The organism is Streptomyces resistomycificus, assembly GCF_001514265.1.
In the GTDB taxonomy this organism is placed as follows: Bacteria; Actinomycetota; Actinomycetes; order Streptomycetales; family Streptomycetaceae; genus Streptomyces; species Streptomyces resistomycificus.
In genome coordinates, this window is record NZ_KQ949002.1 from 124,399 (window position 1) to 138,844 (window position 14,446).

Annotated in this window: 13 protein-coding genes and 1 pseudogene; 11 read left to right on the forward strand and 3 right to left on the reverse strand. The window is 67.5% G+C overall.

The window, feature by feature from the left end; genetic code table 11:
• Positions 1 to 6: 6 nt before the first annotated feature.
• Positions 7 to 1,161 (reverse strand): cystathionine gamma-synthase, encoded by a 1,155-nt coding sequence (locus tag AQJ84_RS34535; protein ID WP_053192230.1) that lies wholly within the window; start codon positions 1,159 to 1,161, stop codon positions 7 to 9.
• Between the two features lie 128 nt (positions 1,162 to 1,289).
• Between AQJ84_RS34535 and AQJ84_RS34540 the strand changes: the two genes are divergently transcribed.
• The 3 genes from AQJ84_RS34540 to AQJ84_RS34550 all read left to right on the forward strand — a co-directional run bounded on the left by AQJ84_RS34540 (position 1,290) and on the right by AQJ84_RS34550 (position 5,607).
• The gene (locus AQJ84_RS34540) at positions 1,290 to 2,408 is read left to right on the forward strand and encodes a hypothetical protein (RefSeq protein ID WP_030044130.1); all 1,119 of its coding nucleotides are present in this window, start codon (positions 1,290 to 1,292) and stop codon (positions 2,406 to 2,408) included.
• Positions 2,409 to 2,812: 404 nt separating this feature from the next.
• On the forward strand, positions 2,813 to 4,420 hold the full coding sequence (locus AQJ84_RS34545) for a M48 family metallopeptidase (RefSeq protein ID WP_053192228.1): 1,608 nt from the start codon (positions 2,813 to 2,815) through the stop codon (positions 4,418 to 4,420).
• A 74-nt stretch (positions 4,421 to 4,494) separates the two neighbouring features.
• Complete coding sequence (locus tag AQJ84_RS34550) at positions 4,495 to 5,607, forward strand: hypothetical protein (RefSeq protein ID WP_225877421.1); 1,113 nt, start codon at positions 4,495 to 4,497, stop codon at positions 5,605 to 5,607.
• A gap of 143 nt (positions 5,608 to 5,750) precedes the next feature.
• Here the strand turns inward: AQJ84_RS34550 and msrA are convergent, their stop codons facing one another.
• The gene (gene msrA, locus AQJ84_RS34555; protein ID WP_030044134.1) at positions 5,751 to 6,263 is read right to left on the reverse strand and encodes a peptide-methionine (S)-S-oxide reductase MsrA; all 513 of its coding nucleotides are present in this window, start codon (positions 6,261 to 6,263) and stop codon (positions 5,751 to 5,753) included.
• Between the two features lie 320 nt (positions 6,264 to 6,583).
• On the opposite strand from msrA, the gene AQJ84_RS34560 reads away from it, so the two are divergent.
• The 5 genes from AQJ84_RS34560 (at position 6,584) to AQJ84_RS34570 (ending at position 11,546) form a co-directional block, all read left to right on the forward strand.
• The gene (locus tag AQJ84_RS34560) at positions 6,584 to 7,663 is read left to right on the forward strand and encodes a toll/interleukin-1 receptor domain-containing protein (RefSeq protein ID WP_051870205.1); all 1,080 of its coding nucleotides are present in this window, start codon (positions 6,584 to 6,586) and stop codon (positions 7,661 to 7,663) included.
• 31 nt (positions 7,664 to 7,694) lie between these two features.
• Complete coding sequence (locus AQJ84_RS43280; RefSeq protein WP_128092370.1) at positions 7,695 to 8,243, forward strand: RNA polymerase sigma factor; 549 nt, start codon at positions 7,695 to 7,697, stop codon at positions 8,241 to 8,243.
• Between the two features lie 4 nt (positions 8,244 to 8,247).
• Entirely contained in the window at positions 8,248 to 8,817 is a 570-nt protein-coding gene (locus AQJ84_RS43285; protein WP_128092371.1) for a hypothetical protein, read from the forward strand.
• Between the two features lie 9 nt (positions 8,818 to 8,826).
• Positions 8,827 to 10,011 carry a hypothetical protein gene (locus tag AQJ84_RS34565; protein ID WP_051870206.1) on the forward strand — a complete coding sequence of 395 codons (1,185 nt, stop codon included), beginning with the start codon at positions 8,827 to 8,829 and terminating at the stop codon, positions 10,009 to 10,011.
• Positions 10,012 to 10,853: 842 nt separating this feature from the next.
• Positions 10,854 to 11,546 (forward strand): DUF4389 domain-containing protein, encoded by a 693-nt coding sequence (locus AQJ84_RS34570; protein ID WP_030044137.1) that lies wholly within the window; start codon positions 10,854 to 10,856, stop codon positions 11,544 to 11,546.
• 5 nt (positions 11,547 to 11,551) lie between these two features.
• Here AQJ84_RS34570 and AQJ84_RS34575 read toward each other — a convergent pair whose 3' ends face one another.
• Positions 11,552 to 12,409 (reverse strand): alpha/beta fold hydrolase, encoded by an 858-nt coding sequence (locus tag AQJ84_RS34575; RefSeq protein ID WP_030044138.1) that lies wholly within the window; start codon positions 12,407 to 12,409, stop codon positions 11,552 to 11,554.
• Between the two features lie 137 nt (positions 12,410 to 12,546).
• Between AQJ84_RS34575 and AQJ84_RS34580 the strand changes: the two genes are divergently transcribed.
• From AQJ84_RS34580 to AQJ84_RS34590, 3 genes and pseudogenes are all read left to right on the forward strand, one after another.
• Positions 12,547 to 13,143: a TetR/AcrR family transcriptional regulator gene (locus AQJ84_RS34580; RefSeq protein WP_030044139.1), complete on the forward strand. Its 597-nt coding sequence runs from the start codon at positions 12,547 to 12,549 to the stop codon at positions 13,141 to 13,143.
• A 217-nt stretch (positions 13,144 to 13,360) separates the two neighbouring features.
• On the forward strand, positions 13,361 to 14,131 hold the full coding sequence (locus tag AQJ84_RS34585) for a hypothetical protein (RefSeq protein WP_157874992.1): 771 nt from the start codon (positions 13,361 to 13,363) through the stop codon (positions 14,129 to 14,131).
• Positions 14,132 to 14,399 (forward strand): annotated as a pseudogene (locus AQJ84_RS34590) (DUF4291 family protein); the annotation flags it as partial.
• Between the last annotated feature and the right edge of the window lie 47 nt (positions 14,400 to 14,446).

The following is a 14,446-nucleotide window of genomic DNA, read 5'->3' on the forward strand; positions in this document are numbered from 1 at the left end:
GGCCGGCTAGCCGAGGGCCTGCTTGAGGTCCTCCAGGAGATCCTCGACGTTCTCGATGCCCACGGACAGCCGGACCAGGTCGGCGGGCACCTCCAGGGCCGAACCGGCAGCGGAGGCGTGCGTCATGCGGCCGGGGTGTTCGATGAGCGACTCGACGCCGCCCAGGGACTCACCGAGCGTGAACACCTTGGCGCGGTTGCAGACCTCGACGGCCGCCTCCTCGCCGCCCTCCACCTGGAAGGAGACCATGCCGCCGAACGCCCGCATCTGCTTGGCGGCGACCTCGTGACCGGGATGCTCCGGCAGACCCGGGTAGAGAACCCGCGTCACGCGCGCGTGCCGGGTCAGCATGTCGGCCACCTTGGTGGCGTTCTCGCTGTGCCGGTCCATGCGCACCGACAGCGTCTTCGTGCCGCGCAGCACCAGCCACGAGTCGAAGGGGCCTGCGACCGCGCCCATCGCGTTCTGGTGGTACGCCAGCTCCTCGCCCAGCTCCGGGTCGCCGACCACGAGGGCACCGCCGACGACGTCCGAGTGGCCGCCCATGTACTTGGTCAGGGAGTGCACCACGACGTCCGCGCCGAGCGACAGCGGCTGCTGCAGGTACGGCGTGGCGAACGTGTTGTCGACGACGAGCTTGGCGCCGGCGTCCCGGGAGACCTGGGCGAGGGCGGCGATGTCGGTGATGCCGAGCAGCGGGTTGGAGGGGGTCTCCACCCACACGGCCTTGGTCTTCGGGGTGATGGCGGCCCGTACCGCCGCCGGGTCGCTGGTGTCGGCGACCGACCACTCCACGCCCCAGCGGGAGACGACCTTCGCGAAGAGGCGGAACGTACCGCCGTACGCGTCGTTGGGGATCACCACGTGGTCGCCGGGGCTGAGCAGCGTACGCAACAGGCAGTCCTCGGCCGCCAGTCCGGACGCGAACGCGAGGCCGCGGCGGCCGCCCTCCAGGGCCGCGAGGTTCTCCTCCAGGGCCGTCCTGGTCGGGTTGGCGCTGCGGCTGTACTCGTAGCCGCCGCGCAGACCGCCGACGCCGTCCTGCTTGTAGGTCGAGACCTGGTAGATCGGCGGGACGACCGCGCCGGTGAGGGGATCCGCGGTGTTGCCCGCGTGGATCGCGAGGGTCTCGAAGTGCTGACTGATGTGCCTGTCGCTCATGGGCACCGAGGGTAGTGCGCTCGCGCGTTCGGTGCCGGACGCAGAGGTCGGCGGGGGTCCGAGAAAGTTTTCCACAGGGTCGCCGACCGGGTTGGCCAATTGTCGGAGGCGTCTGGAACCCTTGAGGCATGGAAATTCTCTGGGTCCTGTTGGCGCTGGTCATGCTCGGCTTCGTGCTGCTCCCCTTCCTGCGGCGCAGGCGCGGCATGATCGAGCAGGTCCCGCCGGGCCACCCGGACGCCGCGGACCCGGCCGACTACGGCTTCGCGCAGCAGGAGGAGCTGGACGTCCGGATGCCCGGCCCCGACCAGGACCTGGTCGACGTCCTGGACCTGGTGCAGCGCACCCAGGACCACCGGGCGGCCGCGCAGCTCCTGGCCGGCACCCCGGCCGAGGGCGAGCAGCGCTGGCAGCGGGTGCAGGCCTTCGCGGGCGCCGCGTCCCTGGAGCTGCAGCAGCGGCCCGGCGGGGTCAGCGAGGCGCCGGGCGGACAGTGGCTCAGGGTGTGGCGGACGGAGGCTCCCAAGGACGCGGGCGGTGCGGCCGTCCAGGCGGAGTTCCTGGTCCAGCAGGCGTGGCGGACGTCGACGCCGGGCACGGACGAGTTCCGGATCATCATGGAGGAGGCCAGATCCGCGTGCGGCGACGCGGCGCTGCTGGCCCCCGGCGACCCCATCCCGTACCTCGTCGAGCTCTCCGTGGGGCGCGGACTGGCGTACTCGCAGGCGGAGTTCGAGCAGCTCTGGCTGAAGATCCTGGACCGCGCCCCGAACCACATGGGGGCCCATCTGGCCGCCCTGCACTACTGGTGCGAGAAGTGGCACGGCTCCCGCGAGCAGGCGTACGGCTTCGCGGAGGCCGCGGCCGCCCGGGCCCCCAGGGGCTCGCTCCTCGCCGCGATGCCGCTCTTCGCGGTCTTCGAGCACCTTCCCGAGGTGAACCTGGTCAGCGGCTTCTACCAGAGCGAGGTCGTCAGCAAGGCGATCCACGGCGCGCTGCACGCCGTCCACTCCGCGCGTGCAGACGACCCGATGCTGGCGCACGTCCGTCACCTGCTGGTGTTCTTCCTCGTCCGCGCCGAGCGCTGGGCGGAGGCGATGAGTCAGCTCGTCCACATCGACGGCCATGTCGGAGCCCTCCCCTGGACCCTGTCCCCCGACCCGGCCGCGGAGTTCGCGGTCTACCGGGCGCTGGCGGTGGCGGGCTACGAGGCGAACGGCGGGAGCCCGGCGACGCTGCCGCACTGAGACGACGAGACGGCGGCGCGTGGATCAGTGACGGCGGGTGGCTCCGACCACGAGCGGCCCGCCGCGACACCGGCCGCCTGACACGACTCCCCCACCCGCCACACATCCGGCCGCCTGACACGACTCCCCCACCCGCCACGCATCCGGCCGCCTGACACGACTCCCCCACCCGCCACGCATCCGGCGGCCACGCATCCGGCGGGCATGCAACCCGCCGGCCCGGGCAACCGCCGACATGGCCGGGCCTGACATGAACGCGCTTGCACGCCTACGCGCGAGTAAGCGATACTCCGCTTCCCCCCACACGCACCACGGTCACAGCCGGTCGCGACCCCACCTCCCGACCGCGTGACCGCGCACGTCACACGTTTTCCAGGCCTTTTCCCGTGGGGGGACCCTGCCCGATGGGCGCGACACTTCGCGCGCTGCGCGCTCTTCTGCTGCTCGCCGGCTTCTACCTGCTCGGCATCCTGCTGCTGGCGGCTCTCGCCGGCGTCGACTACCTGCTGTACCTGCACGCGCCGACGAGCCTGGCGCTGAAGCTGTTCCTCGTCTCCGGGCTCCTGGCGATCCCGCTGGTCCGCGGCCTGCTGATGCTGCGGACGCCGCCGGAGGAGGAGCTCACCGGACTGACCGTCACCCAGGCGGACGAGCCCGAACTCTGGCGCACCGTGCGGGAGCTGGCCGACGAGGTCGGCACCCGTGCCCCGTCCCGCGTCGTCCTCACCGCCGACGTCAACGCCGCCGTCGCCGAGGACGCCCGCCTGCTCGGCCTGCTGCCCGGCACGCGCCGGCTCTACCTCGGCGTACCCCTCATGCAGGGCCTGACCGAGTCCCAGCTACGGGCGGTGCTCGCGCACGAGCTCGGCCACTACTCCAACGCCGACACCCGCCTCGCCGCCATCACCGTGCGCGGCCGCGCCCAGGTCCTGCGCACCATCGAGCAGTTCGAGGAGCGCGCCCGGAGGACGGCGGCACGCGAAGAGGCCCGGCAGGAGAAGAAGAACGCCAAGGCGACGGCCAAGGGCAAGGAGGCCAGGGAGGTCGACGCCGGCCACTCGGGCATCACGTACCGGGCGATGGCACGGATCTACACCGCCTACGCCAGGTTCTACTTCCGTGCCACGCTGGCCGGTTCGCGCCGCCAGGAGTACGCCGCCGACGCGGCCGCCGCCCGGATCGCCGGACGGGACGCCACCGCGTCCGCGCTGCGCGAGATCCCGGTGCTGGACGCCGCGTTCGGGTTCTACACGCAGAGCTACGCCACGCTCGGCTCGAACGCGGAACTGCTGCCCCCGCGCGGCGAGGTGCTCGGCGGCTTCGGCCGCATGCTCAGCGCCCGCCAGCTGGAACTGGCCGGCCTGCGCACCGGCCTGCCCACCGAGCCCTCGTCGCGCTACGACTCGCACCCGCCCATCGCCGACCGCGTCCGGCGCGTCGAGTCCCTGGCGCCCGACGGCCGCGCGGAGGAGGGCAGGGGCGCCGCGCTCAGCCTCCTCACCGACCCGGAGCGCACCCTGACCGCCCTGGAGGACACGGTCCTCACGGACGCGGTACGGGGTTTCCGGCGCGCCCGCGACTGGCAGGAGCTGCTGGACGGTTCGATGGCCGAGGGCCTTGCCTCTTCCAGCACACCGCTGCACCTGGCGCTCGGCCAGTACACCAAGTCGGCCCCGACGCTGCCCGCCCTGATCCAGCTGATCGACGACGGCCAGCTGTGGCAGCTGGCCCGGCGGCTGCCGCTGTCCGAACAGGCCGCCGCGTCCAAGGGCCGGGCGTTCCGTGAGTTCGTACGGCCCACCCTGCACGAGTCCCTCGCCACGATGGCGCTGGCCGAGCTGAACGCGCGGTCGCTGGTGCGCTGGGAGTTCTCCTGGGAGCGGTCGGCCGTACCGCACCTGGCACCGGCCCCGGACGGCACGACACCCGACCTCGACGCCGTGATCGCCCCGGCACTCGCCGACCACCCGGACACCGGCCCGCTGCGCGCCCTGCTCACTCCTTCTGCCTGAGGCCCCGCCCCGGCCCGTCGTCTCCCGCCCCCGCCCCCGCCACGTCCCCGTCCGCCCTCTCCCCGAGGTCTGTTGTGATCATCCTCTGGATCGTCCTCGCCGTCATAGGCGTCCCACTCCTCCTGATCGGCCTGTACTTCGCGAAGGCCATCGTCCAGGGCGCCGCCGAGGGCTGGCGCGAGGGCAGCGAGGAGTCCACCGAGTACGAGCTGCCCGCCGAGGCCGCCGCCCTCGGGCTGCTGCCGCCGGAGCGCCAGAACACCGACACCGCGGCGCCGGTACCGGCCGACCTCGCGGCGGCCGTCGCCGCGGCCAAGGCAGGCGACTGGCAGCCGGCCGCGGCCCTGTTCGACGAGACCGCGTCGGTACGGGACTGGGAGCGCCGTACGTCCCACTGCGAGGCGCTCGCGGACGTCGCCGCCGAGGACGACACCTGGCTGCTGGCCTGGGAGGCGGCCCGCGTCGACGACCCCGGGGCGGCGTTGGTCCGGGCCCGCAGCACTGTGTTCCTCGCGTGGAACATCCGCGGCGGCAAGCGCGCCCAGTACACGACCGGTGAGCAGTTCGAGGGCTTCCACCGGGTGCTGGCCCAGTCCCGCGAGGAGCACGCCCGGGCCGCCGCGCTGGCCGTCGAGGGCGACCCGTCACCGTACGTCGGCGAGATCTGGACCGCGCTCGGTCTCGGCTACCCGAACTCGGAGATGGACCGTCTGTGGAAGGAGCTCACGGACCGCGCCCCGCACCACTACGAGGCGCACTTCTCGGCCCTCCAGTACTGGTGCAAGAAGTGGCGCGGCTCGGAGCGGCTGGCCCGTGACTTCGCCGCCCGCGCCGCCGAGCAGGCACCCCTGGGCAGCCTGATGACGGCGTTCCCGCTGATCGCGCACTTCGAGCACGACGAGTCGGACTCGGCGGAGGCGGACCGCACACCCGAGATGCGCTCCCTGGTCGACGCCGCCCTCACCGACGTGGCCGCCGCCGACCCCGCCCACCCGCGCCTCGCGGAGGTCCGGCACCTGCTGGCGTTCTACCTGTGCCTCCAGGACCGTGACGAGGCGGCGGTCGAACAGTTCCGTCTGGTCGACGGCTATGTGAACGCCCTCCCGTGGCGCTACCGCGGCGACAAGGCGGCGGAGTTCTGCCGGATGCGGGACCTGAGCCTGGCGAACGCGGCGGCGGCCAACTAGAACGGGAGCGGGAGGGCGAGGGCAGTCCGCTGCCCTCGCCCTCCCGTGGCTCACAGAGGGGCGCCCGAGACCGGTGGAGGCGTGCGCAGTCGGCGCAGGGGCCCGTCAGCCGGTCAGCCGTCAGTCCGCCGCCCGCCTCCTGGTCAGCCCTCGGCGCGGGCGGGCAACCGCCATCCCGGGCGCGGGAAGTGGCAGGTGTAGCCGTCCGGGTAGCGCTGCAGGTAGTCCTGGTGCTCGGGCTCGGCCTCCCAGAAGGGGCCCACCGGCTCCACCTCGGTGACGACCTTGCCCGGCCACAAGCCGGAGGCGTCCACATCCGCGATCGTGTCCTCGGCGATCCGCTTCTGCTCGTCGTCCACGTAGTAGATCGCCGAGCGGTAGCTGAGGCCGATGTCGTTGCCCTGGCGGTTCTTCGTGCTCGGGTCGTGGATCTGGAAGAAGAACTCCAGGAGCGCGCGGAAGTCGGTCTTCGCAGGGTCGAAAATGATCTCGATGGCCTCCGCGTGCGTGCCGTGGTTGCGGTACGTCGCGTTCGGCACGTCACCCCCGGTGTATCCCACCCGGGTCGCCGTCACGCCCGGAAGGCGGCGGATCAGCTCCTCCATCCCCCAGAAGCATCCGCCCGCCAGCACGGCCCTCTGTGTCTGCCCAGCCATTGCGGCCCTCCGATATCTCTCAGCTCGGTCACTCGGGCCACTCGGCTCGCACACCACCGGCACCCATACCCACCCCACTCAACGCGCGAGGGCTCCAGGCGATTCCGTACCCGTCCGACCTGCCATGCGGTCGGGCGGGCACCGGCCCTGCGGTCGGGTGAGCACCTGCCACCACCAGAGGCGCACCGACCTGATGCCGCGCCGGAGAGGCCGACGAGCGCTCATCGCTTTCGGGGTTGAGGACATGTAGCGGCTCAACTAAGGGAAGAATCAGGGCTGCCCGCACCACGCACCGTCCTCCAGCATGCGCAAGGAGCCGCGTGAAGAGAGTCGCCATGACGTCACAGGAAGTTGTCGCCGACTACGCGGCCGGCAGACGCGAATTCTATTACGCACAAATCGACGATGCCGAATTCCCTGAAGTCTCATTCCCGGACATCTGTTTCGATTACGCTACACTCCGTCGGGCAAACTTCCAGGGCGCTCTGCTCCTCAATGCACGGTTCAGGGGAGCCGACATCTCGAGGGCCGACTTCACCGGTGCTGCCCTTTCGGCTGCCGACCTGAGTTCGGCAGTTGCTTCAGAGGCCATCTTTCGGTCGTCGGACCTGACCAGAGCCTTCCTTGGCGGCACCACGTGCATTGGTACCGATCTCAGGGAGGCGAATCTAGGAATGGCACGGCTCGACAGTGCCGATTTGTCTGGGGCGCACCTAGACGGTGTGCATCTGGGCGGTACCGGCATCAACTCGCTCGATGCCAAGCCGTTCTGTGAAGCCAAGGGAATCCGGCACGAATCCCCCTCCCCTGTCGACTCACGCACAGTGGTGGCAACCTATCCACATCCGCAGCTCCAAAGGTTCATGACCGACTGCGGAGTTCCCGACATTTTCGCCACCTACATGATCGTCTGCGCTCACGCCCTGAACGAAGCGGACTTGAGGAGTCTGATGCAGAGTACTTTCATCAGCTACGGCGGACCCGACGAGCCATTTGCTCGCAAACTCTATGATTCCCTCCGGTCACACGGCGTCGCGACCTTCTTCTTTCCCGAGAACGCCACACTCGGGGAGAGAATCGACACCGAGGTTTACAACAACCTTCAGAAACACGATCGCATCGTCCTCATCTGCTCCGCAGCCTCACTCAATCGCCCGGGCGTCCTCCACGAAATCTGGGAGACACTGGGTCGTGAAGCTCGCGATGGAGGAGCTACGTACCTCCTCCCCATCACATTGGACGAGTACGTCTTCACGGACTGGAAGAAAAAGGAGCCAGTGCTCGCCGAAAGGGTCGGGCGTCGGATCGTAGGTGACTTCCGAGGAACAATCAATGACTCCGCCGTGTTCGACACGGCCGTGAAGCGCCTGATTGACGCCCTCATGAAGAAGCGACCCTGAACCTGCCAGAGGCCGGAGGGGGAAGGTGCCCTTGATTCAGCAGATACCCGAAGACGCACGAGCCCTCCTCAAACACCACTATGGCCGCTTGCGCAAATATCTCGCGGTACGAGGCTGCACCCCTGAGTTACTTGAGAAAAACGCAGCCGATGCGATTCTGATCGTGGTACACAGTTGGGGCCAATATCAATCAGATGGTCAATCGCCACTCGAATCCCTGTACACCGTGGCAACCACCCTGTGCCGCGAGCAGAACTCGAACTGCTGTCGAATCTTGGTATTGGAAGGCGAGATCCATGCAGAACCCGATTCGAAATCTACAAGTTTCGGAGATGCAGGTGACAGCACGGTCGGGAACTCAGAAGTAAAAGCTGCCGTTTGGTTGGCACTCGCGAAAACCGAGCTACCGCTGCGAGTGGTGCTTTGGCTGCGCCAGGTGGAGAAGTTTGACGTGAAGCAGACTGCAGACATTCTACAGATACCGGAGGGCACTGTACGGGCGCGAGAATATCATGGTGAAAGAATGTTCAAAGGCCTGTTACGTGCTACAAGAACTCCGCAAGCGAGAGAGCGGGCGTAGCGCAATGAATGAAGACGGCGAAGCTTATCAGGATTTCTCCCTGTACGATGCCTGTCGACTCACGCCCGAAGAGGAGCATGCGGCTTCGATACAGGCCTCTGACATTCTTTCTCTGTTCGAGAACAGCGAGTCGGAACAGCGTCGAATTTCAGAGTTGGCCGACGTCGTACATACCCGGACTTCCGCACGCGAAAAGGTACGCCGTTCGTCAGAAGCCCGGGCTCGCAGATTGGCAGCGGCAACGCCCGGAGGTGGACTTCCGGAAGGTCGGAGGGCAATCAAGGTCGGCCTGATCTTTCGCAGGCAACCGGATCGCTGGTTCAGCGAACTGGAGTTGTGCGAGGCGACAAAATCGGTACAGCCAGTCCTCTATCCGATCGTCCGCCAATTCGTCGAGGCAGGTTGGCTGCTTGAACGCTGGGAGACCGGAGCGCCCGAGGGTGAGCCCAGGATGAAATTCTACCGGGCGTCCGAGGAAGGATCATCAGCACTCGGACTCATGATCGCAAGCAACAGCACCGCAACGCCGAAATCTCGCTATCTATTCGGCTTCCTTCGCCCCAAAGGAGCGTGATCTCCGCCCATGCGATATATTGCCGTGACCTTCACGCTATTCTGGGTCACAAGTTTCCTCATCGCCATTTTGGGGGCGGCCAAATACTTCACGTCGAATGGGGATCCGGGAACCATCCGCTCAGCGAAGAGCACGGTGGTCTATGCGCTGGTCGTGAATGTTCTGACTGGCACCATCGCAACCGTTTCCATTATTTTCTCCTGGGGCGAATACAACACTACCGAGGTTTTCTGGGCCGTAGTAGGGACTGCGGTAGTCGCGGCCACCAGCCTTCTTCTGCTGCTCAAGGGGATGCTCGATCAGTCGCGCTCCCCCGCCACAGGAGGCGGCCGGCCCTCTGTCACAATGGGGGGTGGAATGGCCGGAATTTTCCTGTCCAGTGTCTTCATGGCGCCGGCCACCCTCGGTATGTGGATTTCTGGCAGGTTCGGGACTGCAGCAGCACTCGTAGTTGCCGTCGTTGCTCTTCTCTTCGCGATTAGCTTCCTCATGCTCATCTTCGCAGGACTGAGATACGTTACATCCGGCGGCGACAGTGGGACCGTAAGCTCCGCGAAGAACACAATGACATACGCCTTTATGGGCATCATTCAGTCCGTGGGCCTATTCCTGGCGCTTTGGGCCACTGCAGTATGGGGGGCCATTCCCGCTTTGGCCACGGCCACCACAATCACAGCAGTCGGCGTGGCCCTACTTACCTATGGTGTTCTGCTACGCAGATCACGCGGGGCGGAAAGTTCCACCGCGGACACTAACCTCTACATTCCATTCGGTACCTCTCTCGGGGCGTACGCCACTGTCGTGAGCTTGACTACGCTCCTGTTTCAGATCAGCCTGCAACGTCCCACGACCACGGAACTCACACTCGCCGGCACCGCCAGCACCCCGACTTTCCTTGCCATCCTCGCAACCACTATCCCCAAGGCATCCTCCAGAGCACTGCGGTCCGCAATGGACTCCGTCGCTCACATCGGTGCGGCCGGTCTCCCAGAGAATGAGCGCGCCGATTTCATCGAGAGCACCCGCGCCCTATTACACGGATGCAGGCGCCGCGATCGGTGGCGGCAAATGTACTTCATCGTCGTCAAGGGTCGCGAAATGGCGTCGTCGCGACGAGAGGTCCTGGCCCGCTTGGACGCGGCAGCAGAAGCAATTTTGATGGACGAAGTCGAGAAGTCTCTACAAAAGAGATAGCAATGACGGCCCTGATGTCACTCCTGATACTGGTGGCTACTTTCTCTCTTTTCTCCCTCACAGTATTGCGCGGCGCTCCTTTTCTCCCTACGCATCCTCGGCAGATCAGGGCCGCACTTGACCTTGTTCCCGAGCACTCAACGCTTCTTGATCTGGGAAGCGGAGACGGTTCGGTGCTGAGAGCCGCTCTGGCCAGAGGACACACCGTTTACGGGTTCGAAATCAATCCGCTCCTCTTCCTCATCTCTCGACTGCGCTGCCGGGGGGGCCGGCGACCGAGCGACGATTAGATGTCGGGACTTTCTCCTCACTCCCATTCCGACTGCAGTTGACACCGTGTATGTGTTCACGGCCGGACGTTACACAGAGCAGCTCGCTCGTAAACTGATGCAAGAGATGCAGAACCGCGATACCCCGTTGACAGTCATCAGTCACGGGTTCCCCATTCCTGGAGTGGCGCCTTTCCGCACCGCACAGGGTTTCTTTGTCTACAGATACCAGGCAACTCGCCAGAGTCGATGATTCTTGGTCGCCGAGGTCCAAGCTCCCCGTACGACTCCCGGCTGATCGACGCCAGGCACCGCCCAGACGCGGCAGAGGCTGTAGCCGGCAGTCCGCTTGCACGGACCCCCAAGCCAAGACCCCTGCGAAGCGTCCTCCGCCAGGATGCCCCCGCGGCTTGGCCTCCCCCCGCAGGCCCGCCAAGCCCCGGTCGCGGCCCGCCGCCCCCCGTGCGAGCCTGGATTCATGATCCGGAGAACACCTGGTCACCTGCCCGTTCGGGGGAGCTGACGGACGGTGGGCGCCAGGCCGAGGGGGAGGCTCGAAGGGAGTTGCGCCGCATGATTCCGGTCGCCGCGTCACCTGTGCGTCTCGAAGCGTTTCTCGATCCCCGGTTGTCCCGATGGATGTGGCTGGTGAAGTGGTTCCTGGCCATCCCGCACTACATCGTGCTGTTCTTCCTGTGGATCGCGTTCGTCTTCGTGACCGTCGTCGCGTTCTTCGCCATCCTGTTCACCGCCCGGTATCCGCGGTCCCTCTTCGATTTCAGTGTCGGCGTGATGCGCTGGAACTGGCGGGTCACCTACTACGCCCACACCGCGCTCGGCACCGACCGGTACCCGCCCTTCACCCTCGCCGACGTGGCCGACTACCCGGCGCATTTCGACGTCGCCTATCCCGAGCGCCTCTCCCGCGGCCTGGTCCTGGTGAAGTGGTGGCTGCTGGTGATCCCGCAGTACATCGTCGTCGGGATCCTCGTCGGTGAGTGGGGATGGGCCTGGGAGGGAGGAAGCGGCTGGCACGGCGGTGGCCTGGTCCCCTTCCTCTCCCTGGTCGCCGTGATCATCCTGGCGTTCACCGGCCGTTACCCGGTTCACCTCTTCGACTTCCTGCTCGGCCTGGCCCGCTGGGTCGCGCGGGTCACCGCATACGCCTCGCTGTTGACTGATCAGTACCCGCCGTTCCGCCTCGACATGGGCGGGCAGGACGACTCCCCGCTGACGAAGACCCCGGCGAGCGGTCCTGGGCGGTAGCGGGTTCAGCCGGTGCGCCGGACCGGGTCCGCTCCGGTCTCGACGAGGAAGTCGGTGAGGACTTCGGCGAGTTGTCCGGGCTGGTCCTCGGGGACAAGAGTGGACGAGTCGGCGATCTCGACCAGCCGGCCCTTCGGGTACAGCTCCGCGAGCCGGGGACCGTGCTCGCGCGGCATCAGTCGGTCCTCGGTCGCCCACACGACCAGTACAGGGCGGTCGAAGTCGCGTAGTCGCTCACTCCAGGCGAGCAACGTCTTCCGGTTGGGCGCCGAGGTGGCGAACTTGGCGAAGTCCCGGCGGATGGCTCTGCTCCGGGTAGCGGGCGCGAACCAGTCGTCCATGATCTCGTCCGGAATCCCGCGCAGGCTCATCCCGCCGTAGCCGTTGCGGTTGTGCCGGAACGCGGGGACGCGCATCAGCCGTGTCAGCAGCCGGACGCCGCCCGGGACCCTGCACACGGCGGCCGCCGCCTTGGCCGGTCCCGGGGGGAAGTTGTCGAACGCCTCGCAGGCCACCAGCACCAGCCGCGCGACCCGTCGGCCCTGCTCCTCCGACACGAGGAACTGGCCGCCACCCCAGTCGTTGAGGACGAGGGTCACGTCGTCCAGGCCGAGCCGTTCGATGAACTCGCCCAGCAGCCGTGCGACACCACGGTGGGACAGGTCGGCGTCAGGGTTCATCGGTCGGCGATGGCCGCCGAGGGGCAGCGTGGGCAGGACGCAGCGGTACCCGTCCAGCAGCGGTACCACCTTGCGCCACTGGGTCTCGTTCATCGGCAGACCGTGGCCGAACACCAGCACCGGCCCCGCACCGCCGGTGTCCTGGTAGTCGATCGGTCCGGACGACAGCTCGATCTCCGGCATCCTGCCCCCATTTGATAGATCGTTCTACTGTAATCTAGTGAAGGGCGACCGGCGCGCCAAGACCTCGGTGCGCGAGACCTCGGTGCGCGAGGGCGCGTCGCACCGGCGGGGAAGAGCGCGGAAGGCGGCGTACGGGCATGGCGCAGGGGCAGCCGGACACGCGGACCAGGATCGAGAGTGCGGCCACGGCGCTGTTCCGCCGCAACGGCTACTCGGGCACCGGCCTGAAGCGGATCGCGACGGAGGCGCAGGCGCCGTTCGGCTCGATCTACCACTTCTTCCCCGGCGGCAAGCAGCAGCTGGCCGAGGAGACGATCCGCACGTCCGGAGCCGCGTACGGCCGGATGGTGCTGGCCTTGCTGGAGAGCGTGCCGGACCCGGTCGAGTCCGTCGTCCACGCCTTCGAGGCGGCCGCGGACGACCTCGCCGCGACCGACTACGCCGACGCGTGCCCGATCGCGACGGTGGCCTTGGAGGTCGCCGGCACGAACGAGGTCCTGCGGATCGCGACGGCGGATGTCTTCGCCGGGTGGATCAGCGCCGGTGAGGAGTGGTTCGGCCGCTGGGTGACCGACCCGGACGAGGCTCGGGCCCTCGCCCACTCGATGATCATGATCCTGGAGGGGGCGTTCGTGCTCTCCCGGGCCGCCCGTGATCCGGAGCCGTTGCTGCTGGCCGGCCGGTCCATGGCCGCGCTGGTGCGCGCAGCCGTCGGGCGGGCCGGCGAGGGCTGATCGCCCGAAGGCCCGTGGCTGTCCGAAATCCAGTGGCCGTCCGCCCCCGCCGCCCTCACCCTGTGGCCCATGAACGAGCCCCAACGGGAGATCACAGCCTGTTCGGGGCAGGTGATCGCAGCAAGCGCTGGTTTGCCGACTCTCAGGTTCCCGAGCCGCAGAGGGCTGCCAGCCACCTACACTGCGTGCCATTCGACGTTCTGTGACGGGGGTCCGCATGTCGTTCGAACGAGGCCGTTGCTCCCTGGCGGTGGCTGGCGTCGGTGCCGTGCTGGTTCTCGCCGGAGGGTGTTCCTCAGCGACGGGCGATGTGAGTACCGAGCCCAAGACCCCGGCTTCTTCAAAGGCGCCGTCTGCGAGTGTGCAGCCGCTGAGCGGCGCCGAGTTGGTGGCGGCACTTCCCACAGAGGGAGCCTTGCCGGGCTACATCGTCACCGGCACGCCCAAGTCGAGCGCCGACGGCGGTACGTCCGATTCTGACGTGAGGCCCAAGGCATGCCGTTCGCTCTGGGGCGCTCGTGCCCGTGCTTCCACCGGGTCTGTTGCCAGTGCTTGGATCCCGATAGCCCGCTCCGGGTTCGCCCCTCCGACCGAGTTCCTCACCTTCGCCAGCTATGACTCTGGAGGTGCCAAGGCGCACCTGGCCTCCCTCGACACGGCTTTGAACACTTGCTCATCGCTGTCCTTCCTGGACAGCTACGGCACTCGCCATACGGCAGACGTCGAGCGAGTCGAGAACCAGACCGCGTTGGGAGACACGTCCGTGAGCTTCCGGATGCACTGGACGTACGATCAGGACGGGTTCAAGTCGGACACGTTCGTCCTGGTCACCACTGTCCGCCAGGGCGAGGCGACCGTCACCGACGTGGCGAACGCCAGCGTCGGCAGTCAGCTTTCGGCATCGAAGAAACGTGCGTTCATGCCGAAGGTGGACCCCGACATGCTCAATTCTCAGGTCGCCGCGCTCCGCGAAGCACAGGGTCACTGAGCGAGCGTCGCGGTCCAGTGGGACCCCGAACGCGACCTGCGCCTGAGGGCGCTGCCGTACCGCTCCCTGCAGCTCGGGTTGTCCGGTGAGGCCGTACGTCGCTACGCGGATTAGTGGACGGTTCGCCATCATCGACGTGACGCCGCCGGCCCGCGAGATCCGTGTGCTCGTCGGCGCCGGTGACCTCGCGTCGGCGGCCCGGCTGCTGCCGCGAGAGCGCCCCTACCCGGTCTCGGACGACCTCCTGCCGGCCCCCGTACGCGCCTGAGGGGTATTTCGGTTGCCTCCGGCGGCCCGGTGGGGGCTAGATACCGT